General features: G+C 67.7%; 22 protein-coding genes. 14 read left to right on the forward strand and 8 right to left on the reverse strand.

The window, feature by feature from the left end; genetic code table 11:
* The first annotated feature begins 821 nt into the window (after positions 1 to 821).
* Entirely contained in the window at positions 822 to 1,499 is a 678-nt protein-coding gene (locus tag P0D77_RS04180; protein ID WP_277554927.1) for a PKD domain-containing protein, read from the forward strand.
* Positions 1,500 to 1,632: 133 nt separating this feature from the next.
* On the opposite strand, the gene P0D77_RS04185 is transcribed toward P0D77_RS04180, so the two are convergent.
* Both P0D77_RS04185 and P0D77_RS04190 read right to left on the reverse strand, forming a co-directional pair.
* Positions 1,633 to 3,873, reverse strand: coding sequence for a GH32 C-terminal domain-containing protein (locus P0D77_RS04185; RefSeq protein ID WP_277554929.1), 2,241 nt, complete (start codon positions 3,871 to 3,873; stop codon positions 1,633 to 1,635).
* Positions 3,874 to 3,961: 88 nt separating this feature from the next.
* Positions 3,962 to 5,038 carry an SMP-30/gluconolactonase/LRE family protein gene (locus tag P0D77_RS04190; protein ID WP_277554930.1) on the reverse strand — a complete coding sequence of 359 codons (1,077 nt, stop codon included), beginning with the start codon at positions 5,036 to 5,038 and terminating at the stop codon, positions 3,962 to 3,964.
* Positions 5,039 to 5,160: 122 nt separating this feature from the next.
* Between P0D77_RS04190 and P0D77_RS04195 the strand changes: the two genes are divergently transcribed.
* Positions 5,161 to 6,225, forward strand: a complete 1,065-nt coding sequence (locus P0D77_RS04195) for an aldo/keto reductase (protein ID WP_277554931.1) — start codon at positions 5,161 to 5,163, stop codon at positions 6,223 to 6,225.
* Positions 6,226 to 6,420, forward strand: coding sequence for a hypothetical protein (locus P0D77_RS04200; protein WP_277554932.1), 195 nt, complete (start codon positions 6,226 to 6,228; stop codon positions 6,418 to 6,420).
* A gap of 120 nt (positions 6,421 to 6,540) precedes the next feature.
* On the opposite strand, the gene P0D77_RS04205 is transcribed toward P0D77_RS04200, so the two are convergent.
* Together P0D77_RS04205 and P0D77_RS04210 are read right to left on the reverse strand one after the other, a co-directional pair.
* Positions 6,541 to 8,142: a sensor histidine kinase gene (locus P0D77_RS04205; RefSeq protein WP_277554933.1), complete on the reverse strand. Its 1,602-nt coding sequence runs from the start codon at positions 8,140 to 8,142 to the stop codon at positions 6,541 to 6,543.
* 114 nt (positions 8,143 to 8,256) lie between these two features.
* Positions 8,257 to 9,759: a heme-binding protein gene (locus P0D77_RS04210; protein ID WP_277554935.1), complete on the reverse strand. Its 1,503-nt coding sequence runs from the start codon at positions 9,757 to 9,759 to the stop codon at positions 8,257 to 8,259.
* A gap of 171 nt (positions 9,760 to 9,930) precedes the next feature.
* Here P0D77_RS04210 and P0D77_RS04215 point away from each other — a divergent pair, with 171 nt between their 5' ends.
* The gene (locus P0D77_RS04215) at positions 9,931 to 10,452 is read left to right on the forward strand and encodes a GNAT family N-acetyltransferase (protein WP_277554937.1); all 522 of its coding nucleotides are present in this window, start codon (positions 9,931 to 9,933) and stop codon (positions 10,450 to 10,452) included.
* Between the two features lie 73 nt (positions 10,453 to 10,525).
* Positions 10,526 to 12,316 carry a site-2 protease family protein gene (locus P0D77_RS04220; RefSeq protein WP_277554938.1) on the forward strand — a complete coding sequence of 597 codons (1,791 nt, stop codon included), beginning with the start codon at positions 10,526 to 10,528 and terminating at the stop codon, positions 12,314 to 12,316.
* 55 nt (positions 12,317 to 12,371) lie between these two features.
* Here P0D77_RS04220 and P0D77_RS04225 read toward each other — a convergent pair whose 3' ends face one another.
* From P0D77_RS04225 to pyrH, 3 genes are all read right to left on the reverse strand, one after another.
* Positions 12,372 to 12,974, reverse strand: a complete 603-nt coding sequence (locus P0D77_RS04225; RefSeq protein ID WP_277554940.1) for a PadR family transcriptional regulator — start codon at positions 12,972 to 12,974, stop codon at positions 12,372 to 12,374.
* A gap of 141 nt (positions 12,975 to 13,115) precedes the next feature.
* Positions 13,116 to 14,819: a lysine--tRNA ligase gene (gene lysS / locus P0D77_RS04230; RefSeq protein ID WP_277554941.1), complete on the reverse strand. Its 1,704-nt coding sequence runs from the start codon at positions 14,817 to 14,819 to the stop codon at positions 13,116 to 13,118.
* A complete protein-coding gene (gene pyrH / locus P0D77_RS04235; protein ID WP_277554942.1) occupies positions 14,816 to 15,532 on the reverse strand; it encodes a UMP kinase in 717 nt (238 codons plus the stop codon). The genes lysS and pyrH overlap by 4 nt, the downstream gene beginning before the upstream one ends.
* 150 nt (positions 15,533 to 15,682) lie before the next feature.
* Between pyrH and P0D77_RS04240 the strand changes: the two genes are divergently transcribed.
* The 4 genes from P0D77_RS04240 to P0D77_RS04255 all read left to right on the forward strand — a co-directional run bounded on the left by P0D77_RS04240 (position 15,683) and on the right by P0D77_RS04255 (position 19,097).
* The gene (locus tag P0D77_RS04240; protein ID WP_277554943.1) at positions 15,683 to 16,390 is read left to right on the forward strand and encodes a methyltransferase domain-containing protein; all 708 of its coding nucleotides are present in this window, start codon (positions 15,683 to 15,685) and stop codon (positions 16,388 to 16,390) included.
* Positions 16,391 to 16,438: 48 nt separating this feature from the next.
* On the forward strand, positions 16,439 to 17,239 hold the full coding sequence (locus tag P0D77_RS04245) for a molybdopterin synthase (protein WP_277554944.1): 801 nt from the start codon (positions 16,439 to 16,441) through the stop codon (positions 17,237 to 17,239).
* 298 nt (positions 17,240 to 17,537) lie between these two features.
* Complete coding sequence (locus P0D77_RS04250; RefSeq protein WP_277554946.1) at positions 17,538 to 17,804, forward strand: DUF7123 family protein; 267 nt, start codon at positions 17,538 to 17,540, stop codon at positions 17,802 to 17,804.
* 156 nt (positions 17,805 to 17,960) lie between these two features.
* Positions 17,961 to 19,097 carry a site-2 protease family protein gene (locus tag P0D77_RS04255; RefSeq protein ID WP_277554948.1) on the forward strand — a complete coding sequence of 379 codons (1,137 nt, stop codon included), beginning with the start codon at positions 17,961 to 17,963 and terminating at the stop codon, positions 19,095 to 19,097.
* 59 nt (positions 19,098 to 19,156) lie between these two features.
* On the opposite strand, the gene thiL is transcribed toward P0D77_RS04255, so the two are convergent.
* A complete protein-coding gene (gene thiL / locus P0D77_RS04260) occupies positions 19,157 to 20,041 on the reverse strand; it encodes a thiamine-phosphate kinase (RefSeq protein WP_277554949.1) in 885 nt (294 codons plus the stop codon).
* 129 nt (positions 20,042 to 20,170) lie between these two features.
* Between thiL and P0D77_RS04265 the strand changes: the two genes are divergently transcribed.
* The 5 genes from P0D77_RS04265 to P0D77_RS04285 all read left to right on the forward strand — a co-directional run bounded on the left by P0D77_RS04265 (position 20,171) and on the right by P0D77_RS04285 (position 23,786).
* The gene (locus P0D77_RS04265) at positions 20,171 to 21,199 is read left to right on the forward strand and encodes a lysylphosphatidylglycerol synthase transmembrane domain-containing protein (RefSeq protein ID WP_277554950.1); all 1,029 of its coding nucleotides are present in this window, start codon (positions 20,171 to 20,173) and stop codon (positions 21,197 to 21,199) included.
* A 119-nt stretch (positions 21,200 to 21,318) separates the two neighbouring features.
* Positions 21,319 to 21,774: a 30S ribosomal protein S19e gene (locus P0D77_RS04270; RefSeq protein ID WP_277554951.1), complete on the forward strand. Its 456-nt coding sequence runs from the start codon at positions 21,319 to 21,321 to the stop codon at positions 21,772 to 21,774.
* 98 nt (positions 21,775 to 21,872) lie between these two features.
* Entirely contained in the window at positions 21,873 to 22,223 is a 351-nt protein-coding gene (locus P0D77_RS04275; RefSeq protein WP_277554952.1) for a DNA-binding protein, read from the forward strand.
* A gap of 7 nt (positions 22,224 to 22,230) precedes the next feature.
* Positions 22,231 to 22,821, forward strand: coding sequence for a DUF7411 family protein (locus P0D77_RS04280; RefSeq protein ID WP_277554954.1), 591 nt, complete (start codon positions 22,231 to 22,233; stop codon positions 22,819 to 22,821).
* A gap of 80 nt (positions 22,822 to 22,901) precedes the next feature.
* Positions 22,902 to 23,786: an EamA family transporter gene (locus P0D77_RS04285; protein WP_277554955.1), complete on the forward strand. Its 885-nt coding sequence runs from the start codon at positions 22,902 to 22,904 to the stop codon at positions 23,784 to 23,786.
* The last annotated feature ends 33 nt before the right edge of the window (positions 23,787 to 23,819 follow it).

Here is a 23,819-nt window from a genome sequence, read left to right on the forward strand (position 1 = left end):
CGCTGTGAACGGGCAATCTGAGAGAACTAACCTGCCTCGTGTTCGACGCAGGTCCGCCTCGTTCGGCATCGTGTTCTGAGGGTTAGACTGAGAGAGGGCACAGTTCGGTCGGCGAGTGAGCGCACGACTGATTAGTTTAAAATCCTGAACGATGGTTGAGAGAAGAACCAATATGATTTATAACATTACTGTATTGGTTGAGAAAATAAACATATGTAACCTAAATGGTAGTATTGTTATATATCTCATAATTGCCATTTGGTGGTCGTGAATCTCGGTGGTGTTCTGTATTCTCTATCGCACCCACGCGGGGAGTGCGTCTGGATGAGTTCAGTCTCGCCGAAACGAAACTCACGAGGCAGCTAATGTCAAAAATTATGATGGATCAGTCGGTCGCGTATCGTGCAGTTATCCTTGCAGTGCTGATGGTGACCTCGATCGCCGCAGTTGGCGTCGGAGCCGCGACAAGTCATCCAGTGAGCCTGGATGCCACTGACTGGCAGACCACGAATCCGACAGATAGTGTCACAAACAACGCCACCAACGGAGGGATAGATGTCGCCTTGAACAGTAACGGAGGAACCGCACTCAGCACGGTCCAGTCCACCGGACAGATGACGCTCTACTACGATGCGTCAGTCGCTGGAGCCATAGCAAGCCTATCTCTTTACTATGTTCAGCCTGGTAACTCTTTCCCGACTACAGTATCGTTAGCCAGCTCGCAGGACCCCCTAACGAGGGGGTCTCTCACGATTGACGTCGCTGCAGGCACCTCAATTAGCGTGTACGTCTCTGACCCGATTGGCACACCGGAGGGACGGGTGACTCTCTCGACAACCCCCTTAGACGGCCCAACCAACAGCCCGCCGGTCGCTGACCTCTCGGCCCCAGCATCGGCGGTCCAGGGCCAGCAGATCACGCTCGACGCCTCGGGTTCCTCCGATCCCGACGGTGACGCGCTCACGTACGCGTGGGACCTCGACGGCGACGGTGCCTTCGACGACGCCACGGGCGCGACCGTCCAGCACAGCTTCGCCACCCCCGGGATGCAGACGGTCGGCGTCGAAGTGAGCGACGGGACGGACACCAACAGTACGGCGGCGACCGTCGAGGTTGCCTACGCCGCGCCGCTTGACGTCAAGCCCGGCAGCGACGACAACCCGGTCAACGCGAAGGCGAAGGGCGTCCTCACGGTCGCCATCCTGAACACGGACGACTTCGACCCGAGCGCCGTGGTCGTCGAGTCGCTGGTGCTGTCGGCGACCACCGGCGGTGACGGTGCGTCCCCGGTGCGCGGCGCCCACTACGAGGACGTCGACGGTGACGGATACGACGACCTCGTCGTCAAGTTCGCCACCGCCGACATCGGGATTGAGTCGACCAGTTCGACCCTCTACCTGAGCGGTGAGATGGCCGACGGGATGTCCCTCGTCGGCTCCGATGACGTGACCGTCGTCGGGAACGACAAGTCGAACAACGGGAACAGTCGCGGTCGCTAACGCGGCCGATCACTGACTTCCCAGTCATTCCAGACAACAGCGTCCCTCGGTCCCTTTCTGAATCCGTTCTCGCTATCGAACACCACCAAGACGGCCACCGGCCACGCCGGGCCGTCCGGGTTTCACGCCGCTCTTACCGCCCGGTCGACGTCGGCCACGTGCCTTCCATCGCCCACACGTCGAGGTTCACCTCGGCGTCGCCACCCTCCGCGAACACGGAGACGCGGTCGGCGTCCGCTCGCGTCGGGTACACGCGCGTCGTGAGGCAGTGCCGCTCGTTCGCGAACACCTCCAGCGTCGACCCGTCGACGAACACGCGCAGCGTCACCGACTCGTCGGCGTCGACGGCGTCGCCGACGGGCATCCCTCGGGGGGCCCGGTTCACGCGGCCGTCGCCGCCGCTGTCGCCGCGGTCGACGGTCACGGTGTCACCGTCGAACCGAATGGCGGTTCGCTCGCTCGCGGCGGGCGACTCCAAGACGGTGAATCCGACCGTCTCGGCGTCGCCGAGGCGGAGCGTCACCTCCAGGTCGAGGGCGGTTCCGCGGGCATCGGTCAGTCGCTCCTCGCTGTCGAGACGCATCTGCTCGGACGCGAGGCGGTCCGTCCGTAACTCGGTCAGTTCCGCGGCGGGGCGCTGCCGGAGGCGACCCTCGTCGTCGGTGTCTATGACGCGCGGCACCGACATCGTGCCGGACCACCCGGCGTCCCACTGGGCGCTCGTGTCGCGCGTTTCCGGGAGCCACCCCCACGTCAGGTAGCGATCGTGCTCCTCGTCGTACAGCGACTGGGGCGCGTAGTAGTCGCCGTGGTCGAGCATCCCCCACTCGCGCACGTCGAACAGCGAGGCGTCGTCGCCGGACGCCGAGAGGTCGGCGTCGCCGAGGTAGTACGCCACGCGGTCGTCGTCGGAGACGTGCAGGAGACGGGCGTCGTCGAACGTGAGCAGTTCCGGGCACTCCCAGACGGGCGCGCCGCGCGGCCCGGTCCCGGCGTGGAACACGCCGACGTACTCCCACTCGGCGAGGTCGTCGCCGCGATACAGGAGGGCCGCGCCATCACCGGGTTCGGTCGCGCCGGCGGCGTGTTCTTCGTCCGCCGGGGTCTCCGCGACGCCCGACCCGATGAGGTGGTACCAGACGCCGTCCTCGCGCCACACGCAGTGGTCGCGGAACTCGGCGGCCCAGTCGGCCGTCTCGTACACGTCCACCTCGGCGGGTGCGGACTCGATGACCGGGTTGCCCGCGTGTTTCTCCCACGAGCGGAGGTTGGGGTCGTCGGTCGTCGCGAGACACGGGAGTTGGTCGCGGCCGCGCCCGCCGGTGTACAGGAGTGTCGGCGCCCCGTCGTCGTCGACGACGGTACACCCGGACCAACAGCCGTCGCGGTCGGGGCCGTCCGGATCCGGCGCGAGGGCGACGGGTTCGTCTTCCCAGTGCAGGAGGTCGTCGCTGACGGCGTGGCCCCAGTGGATGGCGTTGTGGAACGGCCCGCCGGGGTTGTACTGGTAGAAGACGTGGTACGTTCCGTCGTACTTGATCAGGCCGTTGGGGTCGTTCAGCCAGTTGGCTGGCGGCGAGAGGTGGTACGCCGGACGGTGGTGATCGTCGGCCAGTTGCTGGCGGAGGGCAGCGAAGCCTTCGGCGGTCGTCGGCCGCCCGGTGAACTCGGGAAGCGTCCCGCGGCCGAGCGTCGAGAGAGCGTTGCGCACGAGGCGGTCGCGAACCTCGGCGTGACCGTCGTCGGGGCCGTCGAATCGGAGCGTGCCGCCGAGGCCGATGACGGTTCCGTCGCCCACGCGCCACTCGACGACGGCCTTCTCCGGATGGATGTCGCCGACGCCGTGGGTGGCACACGCGAGGACGTCGCCCTCGGCGGGCAGCACGCCGTCGTAGCGAGCGAACGCCGCCTCGCCGCCCGGTCCCACGACCGAGACTCGCGGCGGTGAGTCGTCTGCGCCGCCCTCGAACCCCTCGAACAGTGGGTGGTCAGCGTGGAGCGAACGGGCACGATAGCCCGCCTCTGCGTCGGGGTGGGTCGCACCCGTGGCGTCGGGTCGCACCGAGTCGATGCCGAGGGGAACGACCGCCGGTAGTGCCCGTGCGCTGAGGAGGAGGCCGCCGCCATCGTCGAGGTACGCGCGGACGGCGGGCCCCGCGTCTGCGACAGGTGCCGCACAGTCGTCGAACGGTGCATCGCGGTGCCACCACAGCACGTCGTAGGCGTCGAGGTCGGCGTCGCCAGCGACGACTGCGGTCAGCGACACCATCTCGACGGACGCGGCGACGCGCTCTGCGACGGCGGCGGCGGTGCGCCGTTCGGCGCTCCGCTCGTCGGCGGTGAGGACGCCCACACGTACCGGGGCTGTCTGCATAGTCGGAGGAATTACTCGCCAGCGAAAAAACGTTCGCGTTGCGTCACGCCGTTCGGTGACGGCGGCGGGGCGCCGCCATCTCTCGGCGCTAGGGCCGCAGCCTGAGGATGCCGGCCGCGTCCGGGTCGCTGACGGCGAAGTTGCAGACGAAGGCTGGCCCGCCCGCTCCCTCACTACCACTGCCTCCTTCACGTCCCGCAGTCTCGCCGAAGACGACGTCCGAGGGGAACACCAGTCCATCGGCGTCGTCGGCGACGACAACCGGCGCGCCCGACGGCGGCACGCGAACGAGTTCGTTGCGCCAGTTCGCGGCGACCCACACCGACCCGTCTCGGACGGTGATGCCGTCTGCACCGAACACCGCCGCAGATTCGAGTAGCGTCTCCGGGTCGCCCGCGCTCCCGTCGTCTTCGACGGGAACCGAGACGAGGCGGCCAACGTCTGCCGCGCTTGCGCTCGTCGCTCGTGTCACCGCGACAATGACCTCCTCCTCACCGCGGAACGCGAGTCCGTTCGCACCGAACTCTGGTGTGTCGAGCAGGTCCGACGCCAGCCACTCCGTCGCGACGACGCCCTCCAGCGGTGCGCCTCCCGGCCCGACCGGCACTTCGTACACCACGCCGCCGAACGACTCCGTAACGAGGAGTCGGTCGCCGTCCGGGTCGAAGACGAGGTCGTTCACGAACACGCCGGGGGTGAACGGAACGTACTGGCTGGGGTCGTCGCCATCGACGGGAATCGTCCAGACGCCGGTGTCTTCGCCGGCGTTCACCGCGACGTAGAGAACGCCCTCGGGCGTCGACTCCACGCCTGCCGCCGCCGGGAGCGTCGCCACGAGGTCGGTGTCGTCGAGCGACAGGTCACTCGCCGTCAGCGCCGTCTCGCGGTCGACGCGCCGCACCTGCCCGGCGGTGATGCCAAAGAACAGGTCGCCGTCGGGCCCGAGCGCGAGGTTCTCGGGCGTCAACTCGCCGGGAATCGCGACGAGCGTCTCCGCGCGTCGACGGACGCGCGCGCCGCCACGCCGTCCCCCGTCACCCTGCGGGTCGTCGTCAGTTCTGCCGTCGCGCTCACCGTGTCGCGCGGCCGCGCCACCGGTCGCCACGGTCCCCGCCGCGGCGACGCTCCACACCAACCGATTGAACGTCCGTCTATCGACTCGCATCGCGAGTGACGTTGGTTCCGTGCGGGCCTCTACCACGCGGACGATTCCAGCGTCACTGTAATGCCCAGTGTGCCGCTCGGGCAACCGGGTCGGATAAGTGCGGGTAGGTCTAACGCGGGAGTATGCAGTACCGAGAACTCGGTGACTCCGGCGTCGAAGTGAGCGAGGTCGCGTTCGGCGCGTGGGTCGTCGGCACCGACTGGTGGGGCGACCGTTCGGACGAGGAAGCCGTCGATATGGTGCAACACGCCCTCGACCGCGGCGTGACGTTCTTCGACACCGGCGACGTGTACGGCCACGGCCGCTCGGAGGAACTCATCGGCGAGGCCCTCGGCGAGTTCCGCGACGAGGTGACCGTCGGCACGAAGGTCGGCTACGACTTCTACAACAACGCGCAGGCCGGCCACGGCGAGATTCCGAAGGACCTCTCGCCGGAGTACCTCCGCAACGCCGTCGAGCAGAGTCTCGACCGCCTCGATATGGAGTACCTCGACGTGCTGTTCCTCCACAACGCGAACGTCGACGAGGTGACCGACGAGGTGCTCGAAGAACTGTACGCGATGCGCGAGGAGGGCCTGTACGACGCCCTCGGCTGGGCGCTCGGCCCCTCTATCGGCTGGCTCGCGGAGGGCGACCGCGCGGTCGAACTCGACTTCGACGCGGTCCAGACCGTCTACAACCTCTTCGAGCAGACGCCCGGCCGCCACTTCCTCGACACCATCCGCGAGGAGGGTGCAGACACTAGCCTCATCGCCCGCGTCCCGCACTCTTCGGGCCTGTTGAACGAACAGGTGACGCCCGACACCGAACTCGGGAAGGGCGACCACCGCGCACACCGCCCGCAGGCGTGGTTCGAGACCGGATGGGAGAAACTCGACACCATCGAGTTCCTCAAACGCGATGGCGAGCGAACGATGGGCCAGGCGTCCATCCAGTACCTCCTCGACGACGAGGAGACGGTGAGCGTCGTCCCGACGTTCCGGTCGCTCGACGACATCGACGAGTGGGCGGCCGCGCCCGACACGCCGCGCCTCAGCGAGGAGGAGCGTCGCCGCGTCGACGAACTGTACGCCGAGAACTTTGGCATCGACCGCGACGACGGGATGAACCCCGAGGACTTCCGCTCGTCCGTCGGCGGCGACGACCTCCGGACGGCGGGCGTCCTCCCGCCGGAACCGGCGGACTGAATGACCGACGACCGCGCCGGCCGGTACGCCCGTCGTCTCCGTCGAATCGCTGGACTCACTGCTGTCGTCCACCTCGTGCTCGCGGCGCTCGTCTACCGCGACGCGGCCGGCCGTGACGTCTCCGGCGGCCGGTGGGCGGCGCTCACGCTGCTCGGCGGGTTGCTCGGCGTGGCCGGCTACCTTCGACGGCGCTGAAGCCGGTCGTTCGACCCCTGCAGTTCGAGTCGAAACCGTAGTACGAGACGTCGATGCTTCTCCAGAACTTCACTTTCACTCCGCGTTCAGATCACGGCACGTCGCCGTCGCGTTCACTGCTCACCGCTCGGCGACGACGACCTCGAAGCGAGCGCCCCCGTCGACGCTGTCGGTGACGCTGACGCTCCAACCGTGGACGCTCGCCACCTCTGCGACGATAGCGAGGCCGAAGCCGGTGCCGTCGTCGGCGGTGGTGTGCCCTCGCTCGAACACCTGTCCGCGGTCGGCCGGCGGGATGCCGGGGCCGTCGTCGGCGACGTAGAAGCCCTCGCGGTTCGGAGCCTTGATCCGACCGACGGTGACGATCACGCCATCTCCCGCGTGGTCGACGGCGTTGCGAAAGAGGTTCTCGAACAGTTGTCGAAGCCGCGAGTCGTCCGCGACGACGGTTCCGACGTCGTCGCCGACGGCGAGTGATCCGCCGCCGTCGATCGTCTGCCACACCGCCCGGACGGTCGGTGCCAGTCGGATCGGTTCGGTCTCACCGACCGACCGCCCGGAGCGAGCAAGCGCCAACAGGTCCTCGATGAGCACCTCCATCCGGTCGTGTGCCGTCTCGATGTGGGAGAGGTGCGGACTGTCGCAGTCGTCTCCGAGTAGTTCCGTCCGACCCTGTGCGACGTTGAGGGGGTTTCGAAGGTCGTGTGAGACGACGCTCGCGAACTCGTCGAGGCGTTCGTTCTGCCGTTCGAGTTCGTGTTCACGGTGGCGTGCCAGCGTCTCCCGTTGTGCACGGTCGAGCGCGGCTTCGACGGTATCTGCGAACAGGCGAGCGAGCGTCTCGTCGGTGTCGTCGAACCGACCGACGCGCTCGCTTCCCGCGAGGAAGATGCCGTGGTCGCCGAGTGGAACCACGAGTTCGCTCCGAATCGGCGTCGATTGGTCCGTGACGGCCGGTGACTGTCGAACGTCGTCGTGGCAGACCAACTCGCCGGACTCGTACGCCTCCCACGCGACGGTCCCAGCGTCGAGTTCGGGGACGGTCCCGAACAGCGCTCTCGCCTCGCTCGTGACACTCACGGGGACCAGCCGCGTTCCGTCGCTCGACCGGAGACACACCGCATTCAATCGGAGGTCGAGCACCTCGTGGGCGATGTTCGTCGCGGTGGCGGCGACGGCGGCGGTGTCGCGTGCGTCCATCAGTTCCTGTGTCGTCTCGTGGAGACCGTTCAGCCGCGCCTCTCGGTCAAGGCGCTCGAGTGCGAGCGCGGCAGTCTCCGCCAGCGACTCGACCAGGCCGACCGGAGCGCCCGTGGACGGCGCGTTCGCGGCCGCTCCAGCGACGAGAACGCCGTGGTCGGCGATGGGAACGACGACACGCTGAGCGGCGTCGCCGGACTGGGTGGACGGCGTCCGGAGGCGACGCGACTCACCGCGGTCGAACGCCTCGTACGCCCGGTCGCCAGGAGTGTACGTCGGTGGCTCCCCGTCGAATCGATCCGCGACGGCGTCGGGGTACGCTGTCGGTTCCAGTCGGTCGCGACCCACAGCGGGGCGGAGGTGCACGCGCGGCTGCGTGTAGCCGAGCACCCGTCGGCTCACGTCGACGACGACCTCACAGAGCGCGCTCCGCGTCGACGCAGTCAGCAGGTCCTGCGTCGCCGCGTACAACGACTGCAGGCGGTCGTCGGCCGGGGTGTCGTCGGCCCGGTCGCCCGTCATCGGTCGTTGCTTCGGGTCCCTGGGTATAAATCTCGGTTCGCAGTCATCAACTCGGATATTCGGACGACGGCGAGCGGAGTCCCGCGTCGTCGACCGTGCCAGCGGCGTCGCCGCTTACGCGAGGAAGACGTGGCGCGGGCGGTCCGCGAGGACGTCACGTCCCCACGAGACGGTGTCGCGGAAGGCGTCCGAGCGGAAGAAGCCCATCGCGTCGTCTTTCGAGGCCCACTGACTGGCGATGAACATGTCGTTCTCGTCTTCGCGGTTCACCATCAGGTCCGTCTCGAAGTGCCCGTCCATCTCGTCGAGCATCCCGCCGACGACGCCGAACTTGTCGACGAACTCCTCGCGATAGTCGGGTTTGACCGTGTAGAACATCCCCATCGTCCCGAACCCGGACTCCTCGCCTGCACGCTCGACGATACCGGGCAGTTCCGAGAGGAAGCCCGCGGCCGTCTCGGCGGCGCTGGCGGTCTGCCAGATGCTCACGACGGCCGCGCGGTCCGTCTCGTTCCCCTCGTAGACGGCAGTCTTGACGTGACTGCCGTAGTGCTCGAAGTTCCCGCGCAGGCCCTCGACCTCCTCGAACAGGTCGTCTGCGTCGGCCTCCGAGTAGAGCACCGTTGCGAACACGTCCTCGCCGTGGGGCTTACCCGCGTAGATGTCGAGGTCCTCCAGTTCCGCGCGGATGGTCTCCTCGTCTTCGCCGTCGTCCTCATCGGCGTCGTCGCCGTGACCGCTGCCGTGGTGGCCGCCGTCACTGTCGCCGCCGTGGTGGTGGCTCTCGCTCTCGCCGTGCGGGTGGCTGCCCGCACCGTGTGCGGACTCGTGTTCGCTCGTCGGCACGCGGTCGCCCGCGAGGTACGCGTCGAGATCCGTCGGCGGGAAGCGCCGCCCGACGTAGAAGGGGCCGAACTCGCCGTACTCGGCGGAGGCCTCGTCGAAGCGCATCTCGTAGACGATGTCTTTGATGTCTGCGGGGTCGCTGCCGAACAGCGTGACGCCCCACTCGTAGTCGTCGAAGCCGACGGAGGAGGCGATGACCTGTTTGATCTTCCCGGCGTACTCGCGGCCGATGTCGCCGTGGGCTGAGAGCAACTCCGAGCGCTCCTCGTACGACAGCGAGTACCAGTTCTGCTCGGCCTCGCGCTTGCGGTTCATCGGGTAGAAGGAGACGTACTCGGAGTCGGGAATCTCGGGCTTCAGTTTCCCCTCGATGTACCGGCGGATGCCCTCGTCGACCTCTTCCTCGTCGCCGTCGAAGTACGAGTCCGAGACGTAGTCGGACACTTCGGATACGGAGACGTAGGACGTCGGCTGGTCGGTGTAGTTCGCCAGCGCGGTCGACTCGAAGCGGCGTTCGGCCGCCGAGAGGTCGTCCAGCGTCGGGCGGAAGTGGACGATCATGAGGTCAGCCTTGTGCCCGAGCACGGAGAACACCGCAGAGGCACCCTCCTCGGAATCCGCGACCGCCTCGTGTTCTTCGAGGTACGCGACGCCCTCGCGAATTGCGCGTTCACGTTCGCGGTCGGGGGCCGCGCGCCACGCGTCCCAGTCCACCGTTCGGAAGTCGTGAAGGACGTACCAACCCTCCTCGGTTCGTGGGGGTTTCGCCATACATCGGCTTCGACCGCGGGGGGCTTGGGGCTTGCGTCACCGCGCGCCGACTCCGCCGTCGACCACCGCCCGGCACGGTCTGCTCTGCCGCAGTCTGCTCCGCCGCGGTCCGTTCCGGCGACGGCCGCCGCGACCGGAACGGGTTTGCTGGCGTCGCCCGCACGCATCGACGTGTCCGACCTCTGTATCCGCGACGCTACCACGGCGGAGGCGCCGACGCTCGCGGCGCTGTATCGCGCCGCCTACGGCGACCTCGTCGAGGCGGGGTTTCCGACTAGCGCCGCCGAGACGGCGGCGGCGGACGTGCGCGAGTGGCTGGCCGACCGCGAGTGCTGGGTCGGCGTCGACGGTGCGGGCGACGGCGGAGCAGGAGCAAGCGACGACGCTGACCGCGATAGCGACGAGTCGGTCGTCGCCGCGATCCAACTCCGTGAGCGCCCCGAGTGGCCCTGCCCAGAAGTGTGTCGCCTCGCGGTCGACCCGACGCGACGGCGGGAAGGAATCGGTGCGACCCTCCTCGAGTACGCAGAGGATGTCGTCGCAGACCGCGGGCACGACCGCGTCCGCCTCCGCTCGTTCACGGACCACCCATTTCTCCTCGACTGGTACGAGCAACGCGGCTACCGACAGGTTGACCTGCAGGTGATCGACAGTCGGCCGTTCGACGTGCCCGTCCTCGAACGACGGCTGTGAGGCGGAGGTCACCGAGGTCTCCACGGGGTCGTGGACCCGAACCCATTTGACCGCGGGCCGACTGTCTCCGATGATGAATACGCTCCTGTGGGTCCTCGTGGGAGCCCTCGCCTACTCCGTCGTGATGATGGGGCTGTACACGAGGGGCTACCTCCCGGACGCCGTTCGCGTCCAGGGTCCGTTGACAACGATCCACACCAAACGCGGTCGTGCGTTCCTCGAATGGCTGTCGGGTCCCCGCCGCTTCTGGCGTGCGTGGAGCAACGTCGGCGTCGGCATCGCCATCGTCGTGATGGTGGGGATGTTCACGTTCCTCATCTGGTCGGCGCTCGCGACCCTCCAGAGCCCCGTCCAGACGCAGGCGAACCAGCCATCGAACTTCCTGATCATCCCCGGCGTCAACGACTTCCTCCCGCTGGCGGTCGCACCTGAAATCGTCCTCGGTCTCCTCATCGCCCTCGTCGTCCACGAGGGCGGCCACGGCCTGTTGTGCCGCGTCGAAGACATCGACATCGAGTCGCTCGGTCTCGTTCTCCTCACGCTGATTCCGATCGGTGCGTTCGTCGAACCCGACGAGGAGAGCCAGGCCAACGCCGACCGCGGCGCACGCAGTCGGATGTTCGCCGCCGGCGTCACGAACAACTTCGCGGTCACCGCGGTCGCGTTCGCACTTCTGTTCGGTCCCGTCGTCGCCTCGATCACCCCCGCCGCCGGTCTCGCGGTCGGCGGCGCGTACGCCGGCGCACCCGCCGCCGAAGCGGGTATCGACGGCGGCGACCGGATCACCGCCGTCGAGGGCGAAACCGTCGCGGACCCGGCGGCGTTCGAGGCGGCCATCGCCGCGACGGAGGACCCGACCGTCGAGGTGACGCTCAACGACGAGGAGACGGTCACGGTGCAACGGCAGGTGACGGTCGTCGGCGCGGTACAGGGGAACCCCTTGGGGCTCTCGGTCGACCCGGAGGGTGACGCCGCGCGGATCACTGCGATCAACGGCACCGAAGTGAACACCGTCGCGCAGTTCCGTGAGGTCGCCCGCGAGCACGAACTCGCGCAGGTGTCCACCTCCGCGGGCGAGCGAACCGCACCGCTCGGTGCGTACGTGACGAACGTCTCCGCGGAGGGACCGCTCGGGGCACAGACCGGGCTCTCGGGTCCGCTGACGATCACACAGATCGACGGCCAGCGCATCCTCGACTTCTCGGACCTCGATCAGATGCTCTCGGGTGACGCCTACAGCCCCGGCGACACCGTCTCGATGCGCGTGTACGCCGACGGTGAGTTCAGCGAGGTGACGGTCGAACTCGGCGGGACGGCGGAGGACCCGCGCGTCGGCGTCGTCGTCGTCCGCGGCGTCTCCGGCGTCGTCGTCGACGACTTCGGCATCCAGCGCTACCCCGCAGAGGCGTACCTCGCGCTCCTCGGCGGCGACTCGGGCGACCTGCCGCCCGGCCTCGGCGGCATCGCGGAGACGCCGCTCGGCTTGGTGTACGCCGCGCTGTTGCTCCCGCTTGCGGGCGCTGTCACCGGCGCGCTCCCGTACAACTTCGCGGGCTTCTACGGCGAGTTCGCGGGCTTTTACGACGTGACCGGGCCGCTCGGCGGCCTCGGCGAGGGTCCGGTGTTCCTCCTCGCGAACGTCCTGTTCTGGACGGGGTGGATCAACGTCCAACTGGGCATCTTCAACTGCATCCCCGGCTATCCGCTCGACGGCGGCCGCCTCCTCCGGATGGGTGCCGAGGGCGTCGTCTCACGGCTCCCCGTCTCCGACCGCAGTCGCATGGTGTCGACGCTCACGACGTCGGTGGGACTGACGATGCTCGCGGCGCTGCTGGTCGTGGTGTTCGCGCCACAGTTCCTCTGAGAACTGGAGACCCTCCCCGCTTCGCGTCGATTTCTACCGTCTGTGAGTTTGGCCGTCAGACGTCGCTGCCACCGTCGGCGGCGGCCTCCTCGGCGTGCCCACCGTCGGTCTCTTCGTCGTCTCGGTCACCTTCCTCGCTGGGCGCGTCGCCGTCGCCCTGCCGCGCGTGGAACTCCTCGGGCGTGTCCGGAATCCGCTCGAACTCGCCGAAGTCACGTTCGTGGTGGCGGATCACCTGCTCTGCGATCCACCCGGAGTACTCGTCGTCGAACCGCCAGTCGTCGGCGTCGGGCGCGACCTCGAATCGGTCGTCCGTCGCGAACGCGACGTACATGTGGTAGAAGCCGAGGATGACGTCAGCGAAGTCTCGCGCTTTCCCGCCGACCTCGCGGCGTTTCTCTGCGAGGTGCTCGCGCCCCTCGTCGGTGAGTGCGAAGTACTTCCGGTCGGGTTCGTCCTCGCGTTCGATCCGTTCGGCGTACCCCTCCTCCTCGAACTTGTAGAGGATTGGGTAGACGGACCCGTAGGAGGGTTCCCAGTGGCCACCGCTGATGGCTGTGATCTCTTTGAGGATCTCGTAGCCGTAGCGTGGCTTCTCCTCTAAAAGCTCCAAGACGATGTACGAGATCAGGCCTCGCGGCGGGCCACTCTTCCGCATTGCCCGACGTTTCCGGTGTCGTCCACTAAGGGTTTCGGTCCCGAGAACCGTTCTGACTGACTGGTTAGTCCGTCTACTGCCCGATTTCGAAAACTCGGTTTCGAAAGCCGGTGGGCGTTCGCGGCCCGCGACGACGGCCGACTACGCCTCCCGGCGCAGGCGGGCGACGACGAACTCCCGTTCGAGTTCTCCGAGGAACTCCCCGAGGCGCGGTCCCTGCGTCTCGTCGAAGAACAGGCGATACCCCGCTTGGAAGAAGTCGCCAACCTCGACGTCGTGACGACGCGCGGCCTCGTATATCTCGCCCTGAATCTCCTCGCCGTCGTGGCCGGCCTCGACGAAGTCCGCGAGGTCGTCGAGCGCCGCCGCCACGTCGTCGTCGGAGGTCACGTCGGGCAGGGCCGACTGCAGGCGGTAGTTGTACTCGTTGTCACACCGCTCGGCCCACCGACGGGCGCGTTCGACGCGTTCGAGGGCGTCGTCGATGGCCCACTCGGGCGTCTCCTCGGTGAAGTGCCCCTCGTCGCGAGCGAGTTGGATGCGGAACTCGCGGTCGTCGACCATCCCCAGCACCGCCGCGAAGGTGTACGGCAGGCGGACGCGCCCCTCGCGTACCTCGTCGACGACGAACGGGTACGCGCGCTGTGCGAACGCGGTGAACCGCTCGTCCGGGTCGTCGTCGCCGAAGTACGCCCGCTCGAAGCGGTCGAACTCGTTGACGAGTTGGTCCAGTCGCTCGATGTCGAAGTCTTTCGCCTTCTTCGGGTTCCGCGCGAAGAAGTAGCGGAGCACCTCCGGTTCGATGAGGTCCAGCACTTCCTGCACCGTGACGATGTGGCCCTCCGACGACGAGAGCGACTCGCCGTTGAGCGTGAACCACTCGTACACCATCGGCACTGGTGGCTCGTTCCCGAGCACTTCGCGGGCGATGTCGACGCCGCTGGGCCACGACCCTTCGGCGTGGTCCTTCCCGAACGGTTCGAAGTCGACGCCGAGCACCTCCCACTGGGCGGGCCATTCGAAACGCCACGGGAGTTTCCCCTCGCGGAAGGAGGCGACACCCTCGTGGCCACAGCCTTCCATAAAGCGCTCTCCAGCCTCGATGCCCGAACAGCGGTACGCCACCTCGCGGGCGTCGACGTCGACGCCGGTCACGTCCTGCGTCAACATTCCGCACTCCGAACACTGCGGCATGAACGGGACGTACTCTGCGTCGACTTTGTCCTGGTACTGGCCGAGCGTCTCGCGGGCGGCGTCGGCGTTGCGGAGGACGCGTTCGACCACGTCGTCGAAGTCACCGTCGGCGTACAGGTCGGTGTTCGACACCATCTCGACGGGGATGTCCAGTGCCTCAGCGTCCGCCTCCAGCAACGCCGCGAAGTGGGCGGCGTACGAATCGTGGCCGTCCTCGAACGGGTCGGGAATGTCGGTGTACGGCTTCCCGAGGTTCTGTCCGAGTGCGCCGGCGTTCACGTCGCCCAGTTCGACGATGTTGCCGTCGGTGTCCGCGAGTTTCCGCGGGAGTTTCCGGAGGGCGTCTTTGTCGTCGCTGGTGAACACCTGTCGAACCTCGTGGCCTCGTTCGCGCAGCACTTCTGCGACGAAGAAGCCGCGGATAATCTCGTTGAAGTTGCCGATGTGGGCGATGCCCGAGGGGGAGACGCCCCCCTTGATGACGATCGGTTCGTCGGGGTCGCGCGCCTCCACCTCGTCGGCCACCTCGTCGGCCCAGAAGGCGTGGTACTCGTCGCCGTCGCCGTCGCCGTCGCCGTCACCGCGGCCGCCGACCGCGTGGGGGTCGATGGCGGTGTCGGAAGACTCGCTTCGCTCGTCCTCGCTACTCATCGCTGTGCCCAGTACGACGGCTCGCCCGTTCCCGCGGGAACGACGTCCGTCCCAGTGTGATCACCGCGCAACACGGCTCCCTCGACCGCCGTCGGGTCGTGGCCGTCGAGGACGACCGTCCGCAGACCCGCCCGTTGGATGAGTTTCGCCGCCAGTAGGTCGACCGGGGCCGAGGCACCGGCGTCGCGGCTCATCGGGACGATGACCTCGACGAGTTCCTGCGGCGTCATCTCGGCGAACTGCTCGGCGTCGTCGTCCACGTTCGGGTCGGCGGTGTAGATGCCGTCCGCGCCCGTCGCGTACACGAGGAGGTCGGCGTCGATGTACTCGCCCAGCGCCGCCGCGACGGCGTCAGTCGTCTGCCCCGGCGTGATGCCGCCCATCACCGACACGTCGCCGCGGCGGATGGCGGCGGCGGCCTCGTCGTAATCGTGGGCGACCGAGAGGTCTGCCGACGACCCCAGCGCCGTGATTAGCAGGCGGGCGTTCACTCGCGTCACGTCGATGCCGAGTTGGTCCAGTTGCACCTCGTTGGCGTCCAACTCCCGAGCGGTCGTGATGTAGTCGCGGGCGACGCCGCCGCCCCCGACAACGACCCCCAGTTCACATCCCTCGCCGACCAACCGCTCGATGGCGTCGGCGTACGCGGCGACACGCTCGGGGTCGAGTTCCGGCGCGAGCACGCTCCCGCCGAGCGATAGGACTACTCTCATTGCACTCGCCTACCCCCGTTTCGGTCTTAAGGCTCCCGGAGCGACCCCGCTGTAGCCCGTCTCCCCGGGCGAATCGCGCGAATCGCTACCTCGTCACGATGCCCCAAGACGACGAAAATACTATACATTATTGTATATGTGTGAACATCAATGGTTGTTTCAGATGGGTCTAATCCCGACCGCTACGAGTTCGACGGCTTCGCGTTTATTGGGCGAACGTTCGGGGAGTACGAGCAGATGCTCGGCCTCGCAGACGTGGACCTCGACGGGACTCGCGTGCTCGACTGCCCGGGCGGTGCGTGTGGATTCACGGCGGGGGCGACCGCACGGGGAGCGGACGCGTACGCGGTCGACCCGGCGTACGCGCTCGGGTTCGGCGACCTCGCCGCAAGAGGGCGGGCGGACGCGGCCCGCGCCGTCGACGGACTCGACGGGGTGGAACAGCTCTACCGCTGGGAGTTCTACGACGACCCTGCAGACCTCTCGACGTACCGGCGGGCGGCGTTGGCACGCTTTCTCGCCCACCGACGCGCCGCGCCTGGCCGCTACGTCGCCGGTGGACTCCCGGACCTGCCGTTCGCGGACGACGCCTTCGACCTCGTCTGCTCGGCGCATCTCCTGTTCTTGTACGCCGACCGCCTCGACCACGCCTTCCACGCCGCCGCACTGCGGGAACTGTGTCGAGTGGCCCGCGACGAGGTCCGGGTGTTCCCGCTCCACGACTTCGGCGCGGACCGTTACGACGGCCTCGACGACCTCCGTCTCGGCCTCGAACGTGACGGGTACGACCCGCACGTCGAGTCAGTCCCCTTCGAGTTCCAGCGCGGCGCCGACGCGTGCCTCCGGATCGAGGTCTGACTGACGGGGAGCCGAAGGTCTAAGCCGCTTGCTCGCGCTTTCTCGACTATGCACGTTCTCTCGCTGGTCGGTCCCGGAACCGCCGACCTGCTCGCGCCCCTCGCAGCACGTCTCGACGGTCGCGTCGCAACCGTCCGCCGGGACGACGCGGCCGACGCCGCGAACGCCGGCCAACTCGACTCGGACGCCGAGGCCACGTATCGCCTCTCAGACGACGGTACGTGGTCGGCCGCCGGCACCGACGAGACGTTCGAGGCTATCCTCGACCGTCTCGCGCCCGACTACGACTACGCGCTGGTCACCGGATTCTCCGCGCTCCGACTTCCGACAGTCGTCGTCGGTGACGCCGACGTGCCGGGTGACGTCGTCGCTCGCGTCGACGACGTGGACGACCTCACGGTCGACGACCTCGCCGAGTACGCCGCTGCGGGCGAACCACACGTCACGCTCGAAACCCTCGTCGACGAGGCGAAGGCCAGCGACGACGCCGACCGATCGGGCGCTATCGCGACGTTCACCGGCCGCGTCCGCGCGAAAGACGCTCCCGACGACGACCGGACCGAGGCGCTGGAGTTCGAGAAGTACGAGGGCGTCGCCGCCGACCGGATGCGACGGATCGAACGCGAACTCGAAGCGCGCGACGGCGTCTTCGACGTACGGATGCACCACCGCGTCGGCGTCGTCGCGGACGGCGAGGACATCGTCTTCGTCGTCGTCCTCGCGGGACACCGGGGAGAAGCGTTCACAACCGTCGAAGACGGAATCAACCGCCTCAAAGACGAGGTTCCCATCTTCAAGAAAGAGACCACAGAGTCCGAGGAGTTCTGGGTCCACGAGCGGTCGTCGTAACCCACTCCGCGTCGACTCGTTGTGCGGTTGACGAACGTGCGCGGGAGCCGATCCGAATTCATTCCGCACTACAAAACACGTAAATATTGTCATACGCCGGCGATATCATCCCAGTTTTCCGGTCCAGCAAGAGCGGCTCAAAAACAGCGATAAAACGTCTAACGGATTCTCGAAGTGTCGTGAACGGTCGTGAACGAACCGTTTTGCGCCGGAAATAGTCTGAATGAAACCGAATCACCGGCAACGGACTCGACTTTATATGCCCCCGGCAGTCCGTAGGGTAAATCGAGGTGACACAATGAGCGCAACTGCACACCCCTCCGACACCGAACCCGTTGCGGACGATAGCCCCTCCAAAGAAGAGCGCCTCGCGGCGTTCCTGCGCGAGAAGGCCGAGAACGGCGACCTGTACTTCAAGAGCAAGTTCATCGCCGACGAAGTCGGTCTCTCCCCGAAAGAGATCGGTGCGCTGATGGTGAAACTCAAAGACTCCGCCTGCGGCCTCACCATCGAGAAGTGGTCGTACACGTCCGCGACCACGTGGCGCATCGAACCGGCCAACTGACGATCCCACAGGTCCCCCTCCCCCAGCGGTCCCCGCTCGGATCGGTCCCCGAACCGCGTTCCAACCAGCACACCCGGGTCGCCGCCGACCCACCTCGATTCTCACGTTCTCGCGGTACAGCGAGGACTTATCCCCGTTCACACCGAACGCCAGACGATGAGTGAGGCGGTTCCCGACGACTATCCCCGTCCTCCCGAACTCGACGCCGTCTTCCACTACTCCGAGATTCGGAGGGACGACGATCGGATCCTCTACTACGGCGTCAGCGACGTCGGCGAACGTGAACTCGTGCGTCGCGTCTGGCCCGCGTTTCGGGAGGCGGGCTACGAGGTACAGATGGTCGAGACCGACACCGGCCTCGACGTGGTCGTCGCACGGCCACACTCCAACAGTATCGACGGTGTGCCGTGGGTCAACGTCGGCCTGTTCGTCGCGACTATCGTCTCGACGCTGCTCGTAGGCGCTGTCGCGTGGTACTACGTTCCAATCTCGACGATTACGTCGGATCCGCTGTCCGTCCTCGTCGCGTGGCCGTTCACCGCCGCCGTCCTCGGCGTCCTGATGACGCACGAACTCGGCCACTACGCACTCGGTCGGTACCACGGCGTCGACGTGTCGCTCCCGTACGTCATCCCCTTTATCCTCCCGTTCGGGACAATGGGTGCGATCATTCGGATGCGCGGGCAGATGCCCGACCGCGAGGCGCTGTTCGATATCGGCGTGGCCGGACCGCTCGCCGGACTGGCGGCGACGGTCGTCGTCACCGTCGTCGGCCTCTTGTTGGGACCGTTTACTGTTCCCGCATCGGTCGTCTCCGGCGGCGGGCAAGTCATCGTATTCAACAACCCGCCGTTGCTCGATCTGATCGCGGCAGCGTTGAACCAGCCGACGGGCTACGCCGACCCGACGAAGACCGCCCACCCGGTGATTATGGGTGCGTGGGTCGGGATGTTCTTCACCGTCCTCAACCTCCTCCCCGTCGGCCAACTCGACGGTGGACACATCGTCCGCGCGATGGTCGGCCAGCGACAGGAGACGGTCGCCGCAGTCGTCCCCCTCGCCCTGTTCGGTATCTCGGCGTACCTCTACTTCGTCCGGGGCCTGAACCTCAACGAGTCGGTCGGTCTGTGGGCGTTCTGGGGGCTGTTCTCCGCGTTCATCGCCTACCGCGGTCCGGCACACCCCATCGACGACACCGAACTCGACACGAAGCGGATGCTCGTCGGGATGTTCACCTTCGTCCTCGGCTTGCTGTGTTTCATGCTCGTCCCGATTCAGGTCATCACGGTCTGACCTGACGCGAGTACGGGCGACGGTTCGTCGACTCCGTCACCGGCCCGCCCGACCTCGACTCACCCGCCGTGTTCGTACCCACGGTCGGAAAGCGGGTCGCCGTCCATCCGAACGCCGTCCCACGTCACGTTCCCGACGACGCTGAACGGCGTCGGTGACGCCTCCTTCGCCGCCTCGACCGCATCGCTGGGGAGCGTGAACACCAACTCGAAGTCCTCACCGAAGAACAGCGCCGCCTCCCGTCGCGCCTCCGCGCCGTCGAACAGGTCCGTCACCGCGTCGTCGACGGGGATGTACGACTCGGTGATGTCCATCCCCAGGTCGCTCACGTCGCTCGCGTCGACGAGTTGGTGCAGCGACCTCGCGAGGCCGTCGCTGGAGTCCATCATCGCGGTCGCGTACGGCGCGAGGGCGACGCCGGCGGCGACGCGTGGCGTGAACCGAAACAGGTCGTTACCGCGGTCGGCGTCGCCCGCCTCGAACGCGCGCAGGGCGGCGGCGCTCCGGCCGAGCGTCCCCGTCACGCACACTGCGTCGCCGCGGTTGGCCCCGCCGCGGCGGATCGGATCGTCGGTCTTTCCGAGTGCGGTCGTCGCGACGGTGAACTCGTCGTGGTGGTCCAGGTCGCCGCCGACGTACTCCGCGTCGACCGCCTCGCACACCTCGCGTGCGCCGCGCACGAACTCGGCGACCTCGTCGGGGTCGAACGCGGGCGCACCGTAGGCGGCGACGGCGGCCTCGGCGTCGGCACCCATCGCGGCCACGTCCGACAGCGAGGCGGCGACCGAGCGCCAGCCCGCGGTGTAGCGGTCGACGCCCGCCGGGAAGTCCGTCGTCTCGTGGAGCATATCCGTCGTGAGTACGCGGTCGCCGACGACGGCACAGTCGTCACCGGCGGCCGGTACCGACTCGGCCAGTCGCGCCAGCGCCTCGCGTTCGTCCATCGCGAACGGATACCGGGCCCTGGGTCAACGGTGTTTCCCTTCGGCGCGCCGGGCGAGACGCATCGTGCTGCCCACGGAGCATCGTGTCGCTTCGGAGGGTTGAAGCGGTCGCCGGGCGACCGTCGGGACATGGACTCGGACCAGTTACGCGCCACCGTCGTCGGGTTTCTCGGCGCGTTCGCGGTCCTCGGGCTGTTGTTGTATCTCGTCGGCGTCGGCGACCTCGTCGACGTCCTCGGGCGGGCGTCGCCCGGCGTCGTCGCCCTCGTCGTCTTGGTCACGTTGGGGTGGCTGACCGCGTGGTCGGTCGCGCTCAGAACCGTCCTCGGAGTGCTCGGCATTCCGCTCTCGCTCGTGCGCTCGTTTCTCGTGTTCAGCGGTGCGATGTTCTCGAACAACGTGACGCCGTTCGGGCAGGCCGGCGGCGAACCCGTGACGGCGCTGCTCATCTCGAAGGCCGCCGACACCGAGTACGAACGCGGTCTCGCGGCCATCGCCAGCGTCGACACGCTCAACTTCGTCCCCTCCATCACGCTCGCGCTGGTCGGCGCGGCGTACTTCGCCACCGAGACCACCTTCGGCACCCGTCTGCGGTTCGCGACCGGAATCGTCGTCGTCCTCGCACTCGCTATCCCCGGTGCAGTCTACCTCGGGTGGCGACGCCGCTACCAACTCGAGGAGTGGGTCGTCGCCACGTTCGTCCCGCTCATCCGCCGGGTTGCGAGCATCCTTCCGGTGTTCTCTGCCCCAAGCGAGGAGTCGGTCGAATCGCGCATCGGCCACTTCTTCGGTGCTATCGAGCGCGTCGCCACCGACCGTACCGGCATCGCCATCGCACTCGCCGCCTCGACGCTCGGCTGGGTGTTCCAGATGATCGGCCTGTATCTCGCGTTTCAGGCCATCAGCCAGCCGGTTCCGTTCTCGGCGATGCTGTTCGTCGTGCCGATGGGCGCCATCGCGGGCGTGACGCCCCTCCCCGGCGGCGCCGGCGGCATCGAGGCAGTGTTGGTCGCCGTCCTCGCCGCGCTCCCGTCGGTGTCGGTGTCGGCGACGGCGGCGCTGGCGGCGGTCGTCATCTACCGCGGTGCGGTGTACTGGGTGCCCGTCGTCATCGGCGGCGTCGTGGTGAGCGTCCTCGGCGCCGACAGCGTCAGCTGAGCGGCGGTGGGGGCGGCCCGGGCGGCGTCGTGGTCGCTCGCTATCGACGACCGCGTGGACGCCTCACACGCGGACGGTGATACGACGGCTTTAAACGGAACGGCGGTGAAATCGCCCGTATGGTTACCCTCTACGACGTCCCGGCGGCGGACCTCATCGACGAGGTCGCCGCTCGACTGGAGGATCGCATCGAACAGCCGGAGTGGGTGCAGTTCACCAAGTCCGGTCAGGATCGAGAGCTCCCACCCCAGCAGGAAGACTTCTGGTTCCGCCGGGCGGCCTCGCTGCTGCGGAAGGTCGCCGACCGCGGCCCCGTCGGCGTCGAGCGCCTCGCCACCGAGTACGGCGGCGCCAAGCGCGGATCGAACCGCTACATCGTCCGCCCGCCCGAGCACGAGGGTGGCTCGCGAAAGATCATCCGCGTCGCGCTCCAGCAGCTCGAAGACGAGGGCTTCGTCGAGACGGCGCAGGGCGAAGGTCGCCGCATCACCGACGAGGGTCGCGCGTTCCTCGACGACGTCGCCGGTGACGTCCTCGACGACCTGGACCGTCCGGAACTCGAACGCTACGCGTAACTCGGCTCGATTCGTTCGTTTTTGCGCCGCCGATTCGTGAGCGACGCGGCCGCACACCCACAATCGTTTTGACCGCGCACCGGCAATTCACATCCGATATGAGTGAGAACCCCGACGACGAGCGACTGGAGGAACTGCGCGAGCAGAAGATGCAAGAACTCCAGGAACAGGCACAGGGGCAGGGCGATCAGGAGGCCCAACAGGCCGCCCAAGAGCAGGCCGAGCGCCAGCAGGAGGCGCTGCTCAAGCAGTACCTCACCGACGGCGCACGCCAGCGCCTCAACGCCGTCGAGATGAGCAAGCCCGACTTCGCCAAGCAGGTGAAACAGCAGGTGACGGCGCTCGCACGGAGTGGTCGCGTCAACGGCCGCATCGACGAAGACCAGATGAAGGAGTTGCTGCGCGAACTGCAGCCGGAGCAGAAGAGCTTCGACATCCGCCGTCGCTGACCCACGCGTGGACCTCGCGCTCTGTTACAGCGGCGGCAAAGACTCTTCGCTCGCCGCCCTCGTCCTCGACCGCTTCTACGACGTGACGCTCGTGACCGCGCGGTTCGGTTACACCGATGACCACGAACACGCCCGCCGCGCCGCCGAGGCACTGGGCTTCCCGTTTGACACCCACGACCTCGACCCGGCGGTCGCCGAGGAGGCGGTCGAGCGGATGCGAGCGGACGGCTTCCCCCGCAACGGCATCCAGCACGTCCACGAACACGCGCTGGAGTCACTCGCTACCCGCGACGTCGACGCTATCGCCGACGGCACGCGACGCGACGACCGCGTGCCTACCATCTCCCGAGCATTCGCCCAGAGTCTGGAGGACCGGCACGGCGTCGACTACCTCTCGCCGCTATCCGGGTTCGGTCGCGGTGCAGTCGACCGCCTCGTGGAGGAGTCGCTCGACGTCGAGTCGGGTCCCTCTGAGGAGGTGCCGAAAGCCGACTACGAGGGTGAACTCCGTGCGCTCCTCCGCGAGCAGGCCGGTGAAGACGCGGTCCGCGACGTGTTCCCCGAGCACGAACAGACGTACGTGCGCGGGCGGCGGTAGCAGTCGCCCGCGCCGGGAGAGCAGACTCTGTCCGCGACGACATCCGGGCCGTTTTCACCGTTCCCACGAGACGCTCGGTCGTGACCGCGCTCGTCTCCCCCGGCATCGCAGTCGCCGTCGCGGCCGCGGTGCTGTGGGGCGTCTACATCTTCTCGCTGAAGCGGTACGTCTCGGGCGTCCCCGCGACCGTCCTCACGGTCCTCGTCAACGTCTGTGCGCTGGCGTGGTACGCGCCTGTCGTCGCCGTTCGCCTCTCGCCGAGTGATCTCCCCGACCCCGCCTCCATCGGCGTGGGCGGGGTGCTCGCGCTCGTCGGCGTCGTCGGCGGCGTCGCCGCTGGCTTCGTCGTCTACGTGAACGCGCTCGCCATCGGCGAGGTGTCGTACGTCACGCCCATCAACAAGATCGTCCCCGTGTTCGTCCTCCCAATGGAGGTGGCGTTGCTCGGCGCGGATCTGCCGGCACTGGCGGTCGCGGGCGTCCTCGTCGTCACCGCCGCTGTCTACGTCGCCAACTACCGCGGCGGCAACCTGCTGGAACCGCTCCGCCGCGCCGCGAGCGCCCGTCCCGCGCAACTCGCATTGCTATCGGCGGTCGCGTACGCCGTCGGTGACGTGGGCAAGCGGGCCGTCCTCGACCGCGTCGGCCTCCCACCAGAGGCGCTGGTCGTGGTCGTCCTCGGGGGCGTCCTCCTCGTTCTCCTTCCGCTCGCGATCCGGGACTGGCCGAGCAAGCGCCCGCCGCTGTCGACGTTCGCAGCCCTGGGACTGCTCGTCGCGACGGCTGAACACCTCACCTCGGTCGCGTTTGCCGCTCTCCCGGCGAGTATCGCGTCGCCGGTCATCAACACGCAAGCGGTCGTCGCTGTCGTCCTCGGCGGTGTGATCCTCGGAGAACAGCGACTCGGGACCAGACTCGTCGCCGCGGCGCTTGTAGTGTGTGGCGTCGGGCTGCTGGCGGTGTGAGTGGTCATGCGGGCCGCCCGCGCTCGCCGACGA

Origin of the sequence: Halobaculum limi, assembly GCF_029490015.1 — an archaeon.
Classification (GTDB): domain Archaea; phylum Halobacteriota; class Halobacteria; order Halobacteriales; family Haloferacaceae; genus Halobaculum; species Halobaculum limi.